The 14,054-nt window shown below is 43.7% G+C and carries 10 protein-coding genes; 8 read left to right on the top strand and 2 right to left on the bottom strand.

Annotation, left to right across the window (positions count from 1 at the left end):
- Positions 1-2: 2 nt before the first annotated feature.
- The 5 genes from rnc to L1D50_RS01200 all read left to right on the top strand — a co-directional run bounded on the left by rnc (position 3) and on the right by L1D50_RS01200 (position 5,491).
- Positions 3-680, top strand: coding sequence for a ribonuclease III (gene rnc, locus L1D50_RS01220; RefSeq protein WP_010371291.1), 678 nt, complete (start codon positions 3-5; stop codon positions 678-680).
- On the top strand, positions 670-1,569 hold the full coding sequence (gene era / locus L1D50_RS01215; protein ID WP_128726446.1) for a GTPase Era: 900 nt from the start codon (positions 670-672) through the stop codon (positions 1,567-1,569). Before rnc ends, era begins: the two co-directional genes overlap by 11 nt.
- Entirely contained in the window at positions 1,570-2,262 is a 693-nt protein-coding gene (recO, locus tag L1D50_RS01210; protein WP_128726447.1) for a DNA repair protein RecO, read from the top strand.
- A 93-nt stretch (positions 2,263-2,355) separates the two neighbouring features.
- Positions 2,356-3,090 carry a pyridoxine 5'-phosphate synthase gene (gene pdxJ / locus L1D50_RS01205; protein WP_138523147.1) on the top strand — a complete coding sequence of 245 codons (735 nt, stop codon included), beginning with the start codon at positions 2,356-2,358 and terminating at the stop codon, positions 3,088-3,090.
- Between the two features lie 346 nt (positions 3,091-3,436).
- On the top strand, positions 3,437-5,491 hold the full coding sequence (locus tag L1D50_RS01200; protein WP_138523144.1) for a TonB-dependent receptor: 2,055 nt from the start codon (positions 3,437-3,439) through the stop codon (positions 5,489-5,491).
- A 49-nt stretch (positions 5,492-5,540) separates the two neighbouring features.
- Here L1D50_RS01200 and dapD read toward each other — a convergent pair whose 3' ends face one another.
- Together dapD and glnD are read right to left on the bottom strand one after the other, a co-directional pair.
- Positions 5,541-6,368 carry a 2,3,4,5-tetrahydropyridine-2,6-dicarboxylate N-succinyltransferase gene (gene dapD / locus L1D50_RS01195; protein ID WP_010606766.1) on the bottom strand — a complete coding sequence of 276 codons (828 nt, stop codon included), beginning with the start codon at positions 6,366-6,368 and terminating at the stop codon, positions 5,541-5,543.
- A 10-nt stretch (positions 6,369-6,378) separates the two neighbouring features.
- The gene (glnD, locus tag L1D50_RS01190) at positions 6,379-8,997 is read right to left on the bottom strand and encodes a [protein-PII] uridylyltransferase (RefSeq protein WP_128726451.1); all 2,619 of its coding nucleotides are present in this window, start codon (positions 8,995-8,997) and stop codon (positions 6,379-6,381) included.
- Positions 8,998-9,249: 252 nt separating this feature from the next.
- On the opposite strand from glnD, the gene L1D50_RS01185 reads away from it, so the two are divergent.
- The 3 genes from L1D50_RS01185 to L1D50_RS01175 form a co-directional block, all read left to right on the top strand.
- On the top strand, positions 9,250-10,338 hold the full coding sequence (locus L1D50_RS01185) for an efflux RND transporter periplasmic adaptor subunit (protein WP_239965345.1): 1,089 nt from the start codon (positions 9,250-9,252) through the stop codon (positions 10,336-10,338).
- A 19-nt stretch (positions 10,339-10,357) separates the two neighbouring features.
- Entirely contained in the window at positions 10,358-13,486 is a 3,129-nt protein-coding gene (locus L1D50_RS01180) for an efflux RND transporter permease subunit (RefSeq protein WP_128726453.1), read from the top strand.
- On the top strand, positions 13,483-14,054 hold a 572-nt coding region (locus L1D50_RS01175; protein WP_239965344.1), incomplete at its 3' end, for a TetR/AcrR family transcriptional regulator. The genes L1D50_RS01180 and L1D50_RS01175, both read left to right, overlap by 4 nt.

The raw sequence follows: 14,054 nt of genomic DNA, 5'->3' as shown, positions 1-14,054 counted from the left end.
AAATGAAAAGAAACGTAGAAGAACTTTATAATAAAATAGGGTACAACTTCTCTGATAAGGCGCTGCTTGAGCAGGCTTTGACGCATCGCAGTCACAAAGGCCAGCACAACGAGCGTCTCGAATTTTTGGGCGACTCTATTTTAAGCTTTGTGATTGCAAATGCTTTGTATCACAAGTTTCCAAAAGCGCGTGAAGGTGATTTAAGCCGCATGCGCTCAACGTTAGTGCGTGGTCAAACGCTGGCGGAATTCGGTGTGGAATTCGCGCTGGGTGATTATCTGCGCCTAGGTCCAGGTGAGCTAAAGAGCGGCGGTTTTCGCCGTGAGTCAACGCTCGCAGATGCAGTAGAAGCCATAATTGGTGCCGTTTTCTTAGACTCTGACATCGACGTGTGCAGAGATTTGGTACTAAGTTGGTACGAATCACGCTTAACTGCGATTTCACCTGGTCATAATCAAAAAGACCCGAAGACGCTGCTGCAGGAGTATCTACAAGCTCGAAAATTACCTTTACCGGGCTACACTGTAATAGATACCAAAGGGCAAGCTCACAACCAAACATTCACGGTCGAATGTATAGTGGAAGGGATGGAAAGTATAATTTCAGTAGGCAGCTCGCGACGTAAAGCTGAGCAAAAAGCTGCCGAAAAAGCGCTTAAGATATTAAAGAATGACGCTTGATACACATTGCGGCATGATTGCCATTGTCGGTAGACCTAACGTAGGGAAATCGACACTATTAAATAAATTGGTTGAGCAAAAGGTAAGTATTACCTCGCGTAAACCACAAACTACTCGTCACCGCATCATGGGGATCCATACAGAGGGTAACTATCAAGCGGTGTACGTTGATACGCCAGGACTTCATATTGAAGAAAAGCGTGCAATTAACCGGTTAATGAACCGAGCAGCATCAAGCTCAATCGGCGACGTTGAATTGGTTATTTTCGTTGTAGAAGGGACGCATTGGACGCCTGATGACGAAATGGTACTGGCTAAAGTTAAAGACAGCGGCCGTCCTATCTTGGTGGTGATGAATAAAACCGATCAGGTAAAAGATAAAGACTTGTTGATGCCGCATATTCAGTGGTTGAGTGAGCAGGGGGATTTTATCGGGATCGTACCTATCTCTGCGAAGCAAGGTAAGAACGTTGATATGATCAGAGAAGAAGTGCACAAGCGTTTACCTGCATGTGAATTCTATTTCCCTGAAGATTACGTTACCGATCGCTCAATGCGTTTTATGGCGGCAGAGATCGTGCGTGAGAAACTGATGCGCTTTATGGGCGATGAACTACCGTACTCGGTGACGGTTGAGATCGAGCAGTTTAAGTGGCAAGACAACGGCGTTTGGCAGATCAACGCGTTGATCCTTGTTGAGCGCGAATCGCAAAAACGCATGGTGATCGGCAACAGAGGCGAAAAGCTTAAAGTGATCGGCCGCGAAGCGCGTAAAGATCTTGAAAACATGCTAGACAACAAAGTCTATCTCGAATGCTGGGTTAAAGTGAAATCTGGCTGGGCTGATGACGAACGTGCTCTTCGTAGCTTAGGGTACGGAGAAGATTGATTGGATAGCGACTTTCGACGAGCCTATCTGTTACATCGCAGACCTTACAGCGATTCTCAGGTACTGCTTGACGTACTGGTCGAAGGCGTTGGACAACTCAAAATGCTTGCCCGAGTAAAGGGCAAGCAATCCCTCAAACATAATGCCCAGTTGCGGCCATTTTCATTACTTTTACTGCAATATGCAGGCAGATACGACTTTAAATACGTAAATCGTTTTGAACCCACGGACAACCAAGTCCAACTCGTTGGGCGGCAGTTATATTGTGGCTTGTATCTCAATGAGCTAACGCAACGCGTAGTACCAACTAACGAACCGCTAGAGCAGATCTTTGCGCTCTATCAGTTACATTTAATGCGTTTGGCCCAAGATGAAGATGTCGAGCCTATCTTACGCAGCTTTGAGTTGCAATTATTGGGTGAACTTGGGTTTGGTGTGGAACTGGAGTTTGACGCAGAAGGTAATCCAGTGAAGCCAAAAACCGCGTATAAGTATATATCTGAGTATGGTTTTATTGCAGTCGGTCGTGAACCTGATACGATACCGGGCAGTATGTTGTTGGCTATTGCCAATCAAGATTTCCAAGACCTTGCGGTGAGGAGGGCGGCTAAGCAATTAACACGAAGGTTAATGGCACCGCTAGTTGGTAAGCAAGGGCTGAAAAGTAGAGAACTATTTGTTTCAAAGAAATAATACCAATTTGATCAAAATTATAAATCGAAAAATTGGTATCGCAGTAATAAGTGGATTAACCACTTGCTACGTCATATTATCAAGGGATAAACGATGAAAGATATTTTACTCGGCGTCAACGTAGACCATATTGCAACACTTCGTCAGGCGCGTGGCACTAGCTATCCAGATCCTGCACATGCAGCAGCAGTAGCTGAGCACGCAGGTGCTGACGGCATTACTATTCACCTACGTGAAGACCGTCGCCATATTCAAGATCGTGATGTTTACGTGATGGCAAAAACCATCCAAACACGTATGAATCTAGAAATCGCAGTAACTGATGAAATGCTCGACATCGCTTGCGAAGTAAAACCAGAATATGTTTGCTTAGTGCCAGAAAAACGCGAAGAGTTAACGACGGAAGGTGGCTTAGACGTTGCGGGTAATCTAGATAGGATCACAGCGGCAACTCAGCGTCTAGCTGATGCAGGTATCAAAGTAAGCTTGTTCATCGACGCGGACAAAAAGCAGCTAGATGCTGCAAAGCAAACCGGTGCGCCTTACATTGAGATCCACACTGGTGCTTATGCGGATGCTGAGAGCGACACCGAAATGAGCGCTGAACTTGAACGCATTCGTGAAGGCGTTAAGTATGCTCATGGCTTAGGTCTTATTGTCAATGCAGGCCATGGTTTGCATTATCATAATGTTAAACCGATTGCACAAATGCCAGAAATCTACGAACTTAACATCGGTCATGCTATTGTTGCTCGAGCGGCAATTGATGGACTGGAAAAGGCTGTACGAGATATGAAGCGTTTGATGTTAGAGGCAAGACAGGCATAACGCTTAGTGGTAAAGAAAACGAAAGGGCTGTGTAGCCCTTTCTTTTTGCCTTGTAATCGAGTTAGGGCCTGTTTACCTTTCAAGTTTGTTTTTGCAGCAGTTTGATTGGTATTTGTACAAGGCAGAGCCTGCGTAGCATAGTTATTCTATGTGAGTCAGGCGAGAACACAGTAGAAATGCTAATCAAGCGCTGCCCTTTGGGTTCACCTGAGTGGGCTTTGTTCATTGTTGCTCAACTTTTGCCTAGATTACTAGGCGGCAAGTCGAGCGTCGCGACCAAAATACACTCAGGAGAACAAAAATCAAACAGCAAAGATCAACAGGCCCTAATACAATAGGTATCAAAATGAAAAAAATGGTGTTGGTCTTTGCAAGTTGTGCCCTTGCACCACAACTTAGCGAAGCGACAGAGAACAACGAATTTGAAATCATCACTACTACGGCATCCAGGTTAGCTGAGACGGTAGGAGAGCGCCCTGTAAGCCTCTCTTTGCTCACGGAAGCTCAGTTAGATGACATAGGCGTCACGCATATCGAAAAAGCGTTGAGGCTTGTTGCTGGTGCAAATATACAACATGGTAATGGTCAAGAGTATCTACCTGCATTGCGCTCACAAGTGCTATCTGGTGCAGGCGCATGTGGCGGCATTTTAATGGCTGAAGATGGTATTGCACTCAGAGCCGCAGGTTTTTGTAATATCAATGAACTATTTGAATCGCACTATGAAGCGGCAGAGCGTATTGAAGTGCTAAAAGGGCCAAATAGCGTGTTGTATGGCTCTAATGCGGTGCACGGAGTGGTTAATGTGATCACTTCAAATAATATTCAAAAAGCACCTAGGGTTGCACTAGATATCGGCTCCTATGGTTATAGCCGAACTCGGATACAAGCTGGCGATAATGCCCTTGGCTTGGGCGCCGCGTTCACCCTTACAAAAGATACGGGTTATCGTGACGATGAAAGCGTTGAGCAACAAAAGTTGAGCGTCAAACACCAATATGAAGGCGAGAAGATTGGTGTCGTATCTGGAATGACATACACCCACTTAGATCAGCAAACTGCGGGTTATGTAACAGGAGTGGATAGTTATAAAAATAAGCAATTGGCGAAGCAAAACGAAAACCCTGAAGCATTTAGAAAGGCGGAGTCATTTAGAGCTTGGACAGAAATAACCGGGTACTTTGACGATAGCAACACTGTGCTGATAAAACCTTATGTTCGCTGGCAAGAGATGGAATTTGTTAAGCATTTCTTGCCGGGTAAGCCGTTTGAAGAAAATGGTCAAACTGGTGTGGGGCTGCAAACGCTTATACACACTGAATTAGGTGACTCAATACAACTAGATTGGGGAGTGGATACGGAGTATACCCAAGGCGAGATGTTGCAGTATCAGCCTACGCCGACTGAAGGCTCTGCATTTTTGCGTTCAACTATTCCCACAGGAAAGCATTACGACTATGAAGTAGATGCGATGCAACTCGCGCCTTTTGCAAATCTCAGTTGGCGACAAGGTAACTGGTTAGTTGAACTGGGCGCTCGTTTTGAGTCAATGAGATACGATTATCGCAACTTTTTGCCTACTGGGCGTACTAAAGAAGATGGCTCAGTATGTGCAATGGGAGGATGTCGTTATAGTCGCCCAGCCAGTGGCAAAGATAGCTTTGCTTATTTTTCACCAAAATTTGGCCTAAGCTATGCGTTCACTGAGCGACATATTGCCTATGCTAACGTGTCTCAAGGTTATCGTGCGCCACAAACTGCTGAGCTTTACCAATTGCAGCGAGCGCAGTTAAAAGCCTCGCTAGAGGAGGAAAAGGCGGATAATATCGAGCTTGGACTAAAGGGGAGAGCAGATAGTCTTGGTTATCAGATCGCGATTTATGATATGAAAAAAGAAAATTTGATCTTCCGAGATAGTGACTTTTTCTATATCAACGATGGTCGCTCAAGGCACCGAGGTGTGGAGTTGGAGCTGAGTTATTCATTCTCAGCACATTGGCAACTAGATCTCGCCGCAACCCATGCTAAGCATACCTATGAACAAGATAATATTCTTAGTGGTATCAATATTAATGGCAACGATCTAGATTCAGCACCAAGGAACATCTTTAACGCCCAATTATACTGGCAAGCACTAGATAACCTCAGTTGGTCTTTAGCTTGGCATCATGTAGGAGAGTATTTTACTGACCCCGAAAATCTTCATCGTTATTCTGGTCACGATGTACTGAGCTTACGAGGAAAGTGGCAGGTAAATCCGCATTTGGCGTTGACGATGAGAGTGAAAAATCTAACCGACGAACGCTACGCTGAGCGTGCCGATTACACTTCATTTAGTGGTGAAAGGTACTTTCCAGGAAGACCAAGAAACATTCTAGTGTCATTGGACTACCGCTGGTAACACATGAAAAAGGGAGCAGAAAGCTCCCTTTTCGAAACTGTCGTGACAATTAGTCGTCTAGTGAGCGAAGTAGTGCATTGATCCCAACTTTTTCGCGAGTTTGCTGATCTACTTTTTTCACAATAATTGCTGCATACAGGCTATGAGATCCATCTTTACTTGGGAGTGAACCTGGCACTACCACAGCACCGGCTGGCACACGACCATAATGGATTTCACCAGTCTCACGGTCATAAATACGAGTGCTTTGTGAAATATAAACACCCATGGAGATGACCGCACCTTCTTCAACAATCACACCTTCGACGATTTCAGAACGCGCACCGATAAAACAGTTATCTTCAATAATCGTTGGATTGGCTTGTAACGGCTCTAATACGCCACCAATGCCCACACCGCCAGATAGGTGTACGTTTTTACCGATCTGTGCACAAGAGCCTACGGTTGCCCAGGTGTCTACCATAGTGCCTTCATCAACATATGCACCAATATTAACGTAGGACGGCATAAGTACCACGTTCTTACCGACAAAGCTGCCCTGACGTGCTACCGCGTTTGGTACCACGCGCATACCACCTTGTTGGAACTGCTCTGGCGTGTAGTCTGAGAATTTTAATGGTACTTTGTCATAAAACTGGTTAACGCCATCGCTCATTGGTTGGTTGTCACGAATTCTAAAAGACAGCAGCACCGCCTTTTTCAACCATTGATGTACAACCCACTCACCGCTAATTTTTTCCGCAACACGCGCCGCACCTGAATCTAGCATTTCTAACGCGTTGACAATCGCTTGTTTTACTTCGTCTGATACCGTGGTTGGGGTGATGGTATCGCGGTTTTCCCATGCGGTTTCAATAGTCGTTTTTAAATCAGACATAAATTCCTCGTTAATCTGTTTCAGCATTTAATTTCTTGAGTAGAGCACGGTGAAGCTCGGCTTTTTGGACTTCATCTAGTGCCTTGTAATCTTTGTTTGAGACGACGAAAAAGTCTTCTGCGCGTTCGCCGACGGTTGTAATGCGCGCGGCATGAATATGTAGTGAATAGGCCTGAAATACCTCAGCAATTTTAGTCAGCAACCCCGGAATATCAATGGCCTGAATTTCAATAAGGCTACGGTTTGCTCTAGCATGAGGGCGTAAGATAATTTTTGGCCTAATATTAAAATCTTTAAACTTCTGTGAGCGATTCTTTTTTACTCTGATTTTCTTTTTTGGATCTTTTAGGAGCGTCTCTAAACCTCTTCTGATCCCCGCTGCACGACTGGTGCTGAGCGGATCGCCATTCACTTCTAGGATAACAAAACTAAAGACAACATAGCCATCTTTTGTGGTCATGACCTGAGCATGCTGGATCTGTGCTTTTTTAGAACCAATTACGCTGACTAGTTTGGCGAATAGCGCCGATTCATAAGGACTGTATACGAATACTTGCGTCCCGCCATGCATAGGCTTGTCAGAGACGATCACACTTGGCTGACTTAAGTCATCAGACTTTAATAGATGCTCAGTATGCCAAGAGATCTGCTGTTCGCTAAAAGCAGTAAAATAGTTAGCCTTAAAGCGTGACCAAATAAGGTCAATGTACTCTTCGAAGTAACCTAAATTAATCAGCCGTTGCTTGGCTTGGCGTTTCTTATCACGGATCTGATCGCGCATATCCATTGGATTTTCAAGGCCCAAGCGTAGTGCCCGCTGAGTATGCAAATACAGTTCGCGTAAGAGGGTGTTTTTCCAGTCGTTCCAGAGGTTGTCGTTGGTTGCACGAATGTCGGCAACCGTTAAGCAATAGAGATAATCTAGCTGACGCTCGTTTTTCACTTTTTGTGCAAATTCAGCAATAACATCGGGGTCGTTAATATCTTTACGCTGGGCTGTGACAGACATCAGTAGGTGATTTTGCACCAGCCATGCGACAAGCTTCGCATCCGACGACGTAAAGCCGTGCATTTTGGTAAATGCCATGGCGTCAACTGCGCCAAGCTCGGAATGGTCGCCACCTCGACCTTTGGCAATATCGTGAAAGATCCCAGCTAAGTAAAGTAGTTCTGGCTTGTCCATGCGGGCAACAATCTCAGAACAAATAGGGAACTCGCTAATATGCTCTTTATCGAAATAGCGGTAGATGTTATTGATGAGCTTATGGGTATGTTCATCCACTGTATACGCGTGAAATAGGTCGAACTGCATTTGGCCAAAAATATTACGCCACTGCGGTAAGTAGGCGGCGATGATCCCGTGTTTGTGCATCAGAGTAAACGCTCGGCCCATGCCGTTGGGGTGTTTCAATAACCTTAAAAAAGCATCACGACAGCCTGCGTAATCTTGTAGATCACCTAATAAACGGCGTCTTACTTGTCGCATGGTACGGATGGTACTTGGGTCAATGTGAGTGATTTTAGGGTTGTCCGCAATATGCTCAAAGAGGACAAACAAATTCTCTCGACGAAAAAAGACCGAAGGATTTTTAACGCGAATTTTATTGCCAATACGCTCAAAGTTTCTGTCGAGTGGCACGGCTTCTTGTTCCAACTGCTCGGGAAGAATGCTTTGTTCGAAATAGGAGAGTAGCATCTGGTTCATTTCGCGCACTCGGCTCATGATCCTAAATAAGCGTTTCATCATGCGCTCGACCGAGGCTTTACCCTCAGAGCCAAAACCGAGGAGCTCAGCGGCATGTGGTTGATGGTCAAACAGTAAACGGTTCTCACTGCGACCAGCAGCCAGGTGTAGCGCAAAGCGAATGTTCCACAGGTTTTCTATGCACTCTAACAGCTCTTGATATTCTTCATGGGTCAAGTATCCGTGATTGATCAACTCTTCCAAAGTTTCAGCGCGAAAGTGCTTTTTAGCGACCCAAAAAATGGTTTGCAGATCGCGAAGGCCACCGGGGTTTTCTTTAATATTAGGCTCAAGGTTATAGGCGGTACCGTGGCATTTTTTATGGCGAATATTCTGCTCGTTGACCTTGGCGATAAAAAAGTCACTAGATTGCCAAATTGGGGTTTCAACGATATGTCGTTTGAGGTGTTCATACTCAATGTGGTTACCACAAATTAGGCGGCTTTCTAGCAGACTTGTGGCAAAGTGAACGTCATTTTGTTTTTGTTCTAGGACTTGTTCATGAGTTCTTACGCTATGACCAATATCTAGACCTAAATCCCATAGATAAGTGACAAAACGCTCCAAACAGCTGGTTACTTCTTCACAGGGAGGCGATTTGGTCAGCACCAGAAAGTCGATATCAGAGAAAGGATGCAATTCACCGCGGCCATAACCACCTACGGCGATGAGAGATAAGTCTGGTTGGTGCGCCAATCCGGTTTCATTAAACAGTTTAATCAACAACCGGTCGATAAATTCGGCTCGAGAGTTAATTAAATTTCTAACGGGTTGCTTGGCAAATTGATTGCTTAACCATTTGTAGAAAAAAGCAAGACAATCACGGTAATCGGTAAGTTCTTGTGCTTCATCAAGAAGCGTCTTCACTTTGTTCGGTAATGCCACTTAGGATCCTGTGTCATGCGCGCAAATCAGTAGAACCCCGTTTTACACTAAATAGATAAGAATTGCGAGTGACGAAAAAGAGATGATCAAAGTTTGCTCATTTGCCTGTACAAAATTTAAAAACGTTCTATTTGCAAATTAAACTAAACCGTATAGTATAGTTTGTGTTCGTTAAATTTGAGTCGTGTCGCTACAGCAAATCTTCCCACAATTTGCGATAGGGAATTTGCTTACGAGGGTGAGGTATGGATTATGTATTTATTTAGAATAAGTAGTTGTGTTTTAGCTGGTTTTTTAACTCTACAGACACTAGGATGCGGAAGTGCAGCACCAAGTAAGGAAAATACTGAGAAAAAGCCGCAGGTGAGTATTACGCGAGTTGACCGTGGCAAAGATTATATTGAGCAATCGTATCTTGGGTATGTTCGAGCTCATGATCGTGGTGAGCTGAGCTTTGAAGGAAGAGGGAAAATCGTATCGTTAGACTTGGACATCGGAGATAGCTTTGAAAAAGGTGATGTGCTTTCTCGACTAGACTCTGTTACGTCTAAACTTGCTCTTAAAGAAGCCGAAGCGAGTCTAAATCAGGCGAGATACGATTTAGAAAATGCAAAGATTGAATTCGAGCGTAGAAAAGCGCTGAGCAAGCGCTCTTTGGTTTCGGATACCGAAGTTGACCTTTGGAAGTTGAAGGTTGATAGTGCATTTGCCCAAGTTAACTTGCTGGAGGCTAAGCGAGATACGGCTAAAAAAGGCTTGGCCGATACGCAGATCATTGCGCCTTTCGACGGTAGTGTGACAGGAAAGTTCGCTCAAAAAAACCAGCATGTTTCAGCTAATCAAGCCGTTTTGTCTGTGAAATCGGACAATACTACATTGGAAGTACTAACGCGGATCCCATATCAACACGTTAATCAAATTAAGGTAGGTCAGCAGGTATCTATGTATACCTTAGAGAAAAACCTACTCTCAGGTGTTATTAAGAGTATCAATCGTCAAGCCAGTGCTAATGGCTTAATTGAGGCGCTTATCATATTGGATAATAAGTTCACGGATCTTGTTGTTCCAGGCGCGCCAGTCAATGTGTCGTTCAGTATAAGAAACGCTAGAAATAACTATTCGATACCCATTGCTGCACTCTATCGCGATACCCGCAATAATCATTTTGTTTGGCTTCTAGATCCAAAAACACAAACAGTATTTAAGAAGGTTGTACTTATCGAGCGGATCCGCAGTGGTCGGGTATTTGTTAGCGGTGACTTAGATGAAAATAGCAATATTGTCATGCATGGTGGGCAGGGACTTGCGAACGGGCAAGTTGTCGAATTAGTCAATTCATAGCGTAAGAGAGACTTAAATTATGTCCATTTCAGTATTCGCTTATAAGCAACGTTCTTTGATACTTACTTCTGTGTTATTAGCAATGTGTTTTGGTATTTTTAGCTTCTTTAGTTTACCTGCTAGAGAAGATCCTGAGGTGATAATCAGAGAAGCGGTGATCTCGACAAGTTTCCCAAATATGAAAGCGGAAGATGTAGAAAGGCTAGTAACCAGACCACTAGAAGCTGCAATTGTCACGTTACCTGAGCTAGATGAAGTGAGATCTTCATCGATGGATGGCCTGTCGATTATTCACGCCAAGGTTGAAGATAAATATAGCAAACTCGATCAAATATGGGATGAACTGGCTGAAGCGGTAGAGTTTGCGAGTCGCAGCCTACCACAAGGTGCACATAAACCAATCGTTAATGATGACTTTGGTGATGTTGCGGTGATGACCTTTGCGCTGACATCAAAATCAATGGCACTAGACGATATATATGATGTTGCACAAAGTATCAGAGATAGGCTCGTGTTCATTGAAGGTACTCGTCGCGTTGGTTTACATGGTAGTCCCGAAGAGGTTTTTTACATTGATTTTAACGATGCTGCCCTAGAGGCATTTGGATTGACCAAAGGGGTCGTCTCGCAAATTATCAGAAAGAACAATAATTATGAAGCCATTGGCGCTGTTAATACTAACGAATACTCGATTCTCGTCAGTGCGAACCTGGGCTTAGACACGGAAGACAAGTTACTGCGATTACCCATTTTGATTCGCGATAAAAGTAATACAACGCCACATGGTATTATTACATTAGGTGATGTTGCTACTGTTACAAAAACCACAAAAAGTCCTTATCAGCAAGCCGCTTTCTTTGACGGCTCACGAGCCGTCGTACTGTCTGTTGTTATGCAGCCTGAACAGAGTGTCATTAACTATACAAGACGTCTTGATGAAGCATTAAGTGATATTCGCAAAAATTTATCACCAGAAATCGCACTTAACATCGTATCCAAGCAAAGCATCGAAGTTGAAAAAGCGGTGTATGGGGTATCTATAAACGTTTTGCAAACCCTATTTATTGTTCTTGCCGTAGTAATGCTGTTTTTAGGTGTGCGAATGGGGTTAATTGTTGGTGCTATCGTTCCATGTGTAATGCTTGCGACACTTGCTGTGATGGGAATGTTTGAAATGCAGTTGGAACGTATGAGCCTTGCGACTTTGGTGATTGCTCTTGGATTACTGGTCGACAATGGGATTGTCGTTGCCGAGCAATTTAAACGGCGCTATGAAGAACATAAAGATAAATATCGAGCACTTGCTGAAGTTGGGAAAGAGCTTGCTCTGCCGTTACTTTCTTCCACAGCTACCACTGTGATTGTGTTTATTCCTTTGATGATGGCAGAACATGGTGCTGGCGAGTTCACACGTAATATCTCGCTTGTTGTATTGATTTCTTTGGGGATTTCCTGGCTTTTGGCCATGACAGTGACACCGACTATGTGCTATTTGTTTGTCTCCAATAAACCGACAAAGGAAACGGCAATTACCGCCGTCTTTACTAAATTAGAAATAAAGTATCGAGCTACACTGGTCTACGCGCTAAACCATAAAAAATGGGTAATCTTCGGCGCTATCGCATTGTTTGCCGTAGGTATAAAACTAATCGCATCGACACCTAAACAGTTTTTCCCATCAAGTGATCGCCATCAGCTATTGGCTTATGTTAATACACCTGCTGGCAGCTCTACCTTAGTCACTGAAGCCGCAATCACAGAGTTAACAGAAGCATTAGGTGATGAAGGTGCGTTTCCTCACGTTAATCATGTGATGGCGTATATTGGATTTGGAGGACCTAGGTTTATATTTTCTCTCGCGCCTTTAGACCCTGCTAGTAATGTTGGTTTTTTATTGATTGATGTTAAGTCACGCGAAGCGGTAGATGAGACGTTGACACAGTTGAGAAAAGTGGCAGGGATCTTACTGCCTGATGTAAAGTTTAGAGTGTCAGGTATGTTTACTGGACCTTCGGATCCCACCGTGCTGCAAGTGCAATACAAAGGGCCGGACTATGCTCAGGTATTTAATGGTTCGCAGCAAGTGATAAAGCTATTTGAAGGGTACCCAGATATGATCCATATTTGGTCAAACTGGTTCAATTTATCGACGAGAGCGAATATCAGTGTTAACAAAATACTCGCCGAGCAAGCTGGTATTTCCGAAGCTCAAGTACTGACAACTATTTCTCAGTTTTTGAATGGTACGGTTGTTTCTGTATCTAGGCAGGATGATGATAATGTTCCTGTGGTTCTTCGAGGTGCAGAACACTTAGATGTAGTGGCTTTAAAAGCGGAAACCATTATTTCGCCCATTTCAGGGGAGCCTATACCGCTGGAGCAACTTATTAATATAAATTACGAGACAGGATTTCCCGTGATTGAAAAAGAAGATGGTGTACCTACAGTCACAATTGAAGGGAGAAACCTGAAATACTCTCCAGAAGATCTCGCACCGAAGATGCAAAAACAGATCACTGAGTTAAACAAGCATTTACCAGAGGGCTACTCGATTGAGTTTGATGGGATCATTGCTGACTCTAAGAAAGGGAAAGCGGCTTTGGCTGCTAATTTTCCATTGGCTTTGTGTATCATAGTGTTGATTTTAATTTCTCAATTTGGTGGATTCAGACGACCCTTTGTTATATTGCTGACAATACCTTTGGTTGTATTCGGCGCTGGCAGCGGTTTGAAAATGATGGGTGGAGAGTTCGGTTTTATTGTTATTTTAGGTTTGTTGGCATTGGCCGGCATAATCATCAACAATGCAATTGTATTGATTGACCGAGCTGATATAGAGCGTAAACGCAGTGACATTTCGTTCAGAGATGCTCTGGTAGAGGCATCAAGCGTCAGAATGAGGCCTATTTTGATTACTTCAATAACGACTATAGTTGGATTGCTACCGCTTATCGTCGCAAATGATGTACTCTTCTTCTCCATGGCAACTGCAATTGCGTTTGGTTTAGGGATAGGGACCCCATTAACCTTATTCGTGATCCCCGTCTTGTATGAAATCTTAACACGCAAAGAAAAAGCACAAGATACAGAGAGCCAGATCGACTTTAACGAGCAACAGCTCACACCACCAAGAGAAGAAAATATTTGAGTACTCGAGCAGAAAAGAAAGATAAAGCTATCAAAGACGCAGCAACTCGGCTTTTTATAGAAAATGGACTGGATAGAGTTTCTGTGGATGATATTGCAAAAGAAGCGAAAGTGAGCAAACCAACCATCTATTCTAGGTATAAAACGAAAGAAAAGTTGTTTGTTGCGATTTTGAGTAGTGAGTGCGAAAAGCAAATTGAAAAGATGTTTGAGCCACGGGCCGAAGATCAAACGTTGGATGAATTCATCAACGCGAAAGTGACTGAATATCTAACGTTCATAACGGATCCTTGGTATGTTAACTTACTTAGGAATGCTATTTATTATTCGGGGTACTTTGATGAGGTTGGGGAGGCGTTCTTAGTATATGGTCCTCATAAAGGGGTATCTAAGCTCGCAAGTTCACTGGCGATAGAAATTAAAGCGGGTTGCTTGAAGCAAGTTGATCCAACGTATGCAGCTGAATTTATTATCTCCCGGGCGAAAAGTACCAGTTTTTTTAACGCAATCTTGGCTCGACCTATAGAGAATATAGATGAACAGATAAGTTCGGAAGCAGAAAAAATAAC

Origin of the sequence: Pseudoalteromonas sp. Isolate6 (assembly GCF_022398435.1) — a bacterium.
Lineage (GTDB): Bacteria > Pseudomonadota > Gammaproteobacteria > Enterobacterales > Alteromonadaceae > Pseudoalteromonas > Pseudoalteromonas galatheae.
This window is presented reverse-complemented; position numbering and strand designations above follow the sequence as displayed.

What these genes read in the sequence shown, in the direction of transcription:
- rnc (WP_010371291.1), top strand. Translation starts at nt 3, where the DNA reads ATGAAAAGAAACGTAGAAGAACTTTATAATAAAATAGGGTACAACTTC.
- era (WP_128726446.1), top strand. Translation starts at nt 670, where the DNA reads ATGACGCTTGATACACATTGCGGCATGATTGCCATTGTCGGTAGACCT.
- pdxJ (WP_138523147.1), top strand. Translation starts at nt 2,356, where the DNA reads ATGAAAGATATTTTACTCGGCGTCAACGTAGACCATATTGCAACACTT.
- L1D50_RS01200 (WP_138523144.1), top strand. Translation starts at nt 3,437, where the DNA reads ATGAAAAAAATGGTGTTGGTCTTTGCAAGTTGTGCCCTTGCACCACAA.
- dapD (WP_010606766.1), bottom strand. Translation starts at nt 6,368, where the DNA reads ATGTCTGATTTAAAAACGACTATTGAAACCGCATGGGAAAACCGCGAT.
- L1D50_RS01185 (WP_239965345.1), top strand. Translation starts at nt 9,250, where the DNA reads ATGTATTTATTTAGAATAAGTAGTTGTGTTTTAGCTGGTTTTTTAACT.
- L1D50_RS01180 (WP_128726453.1), top strand. Translation starts at nt 10,358, where the DNA reads ATGTCCATTTCAGTATTCGCTTATAAGCAACGTTCTTTGATACTTACT.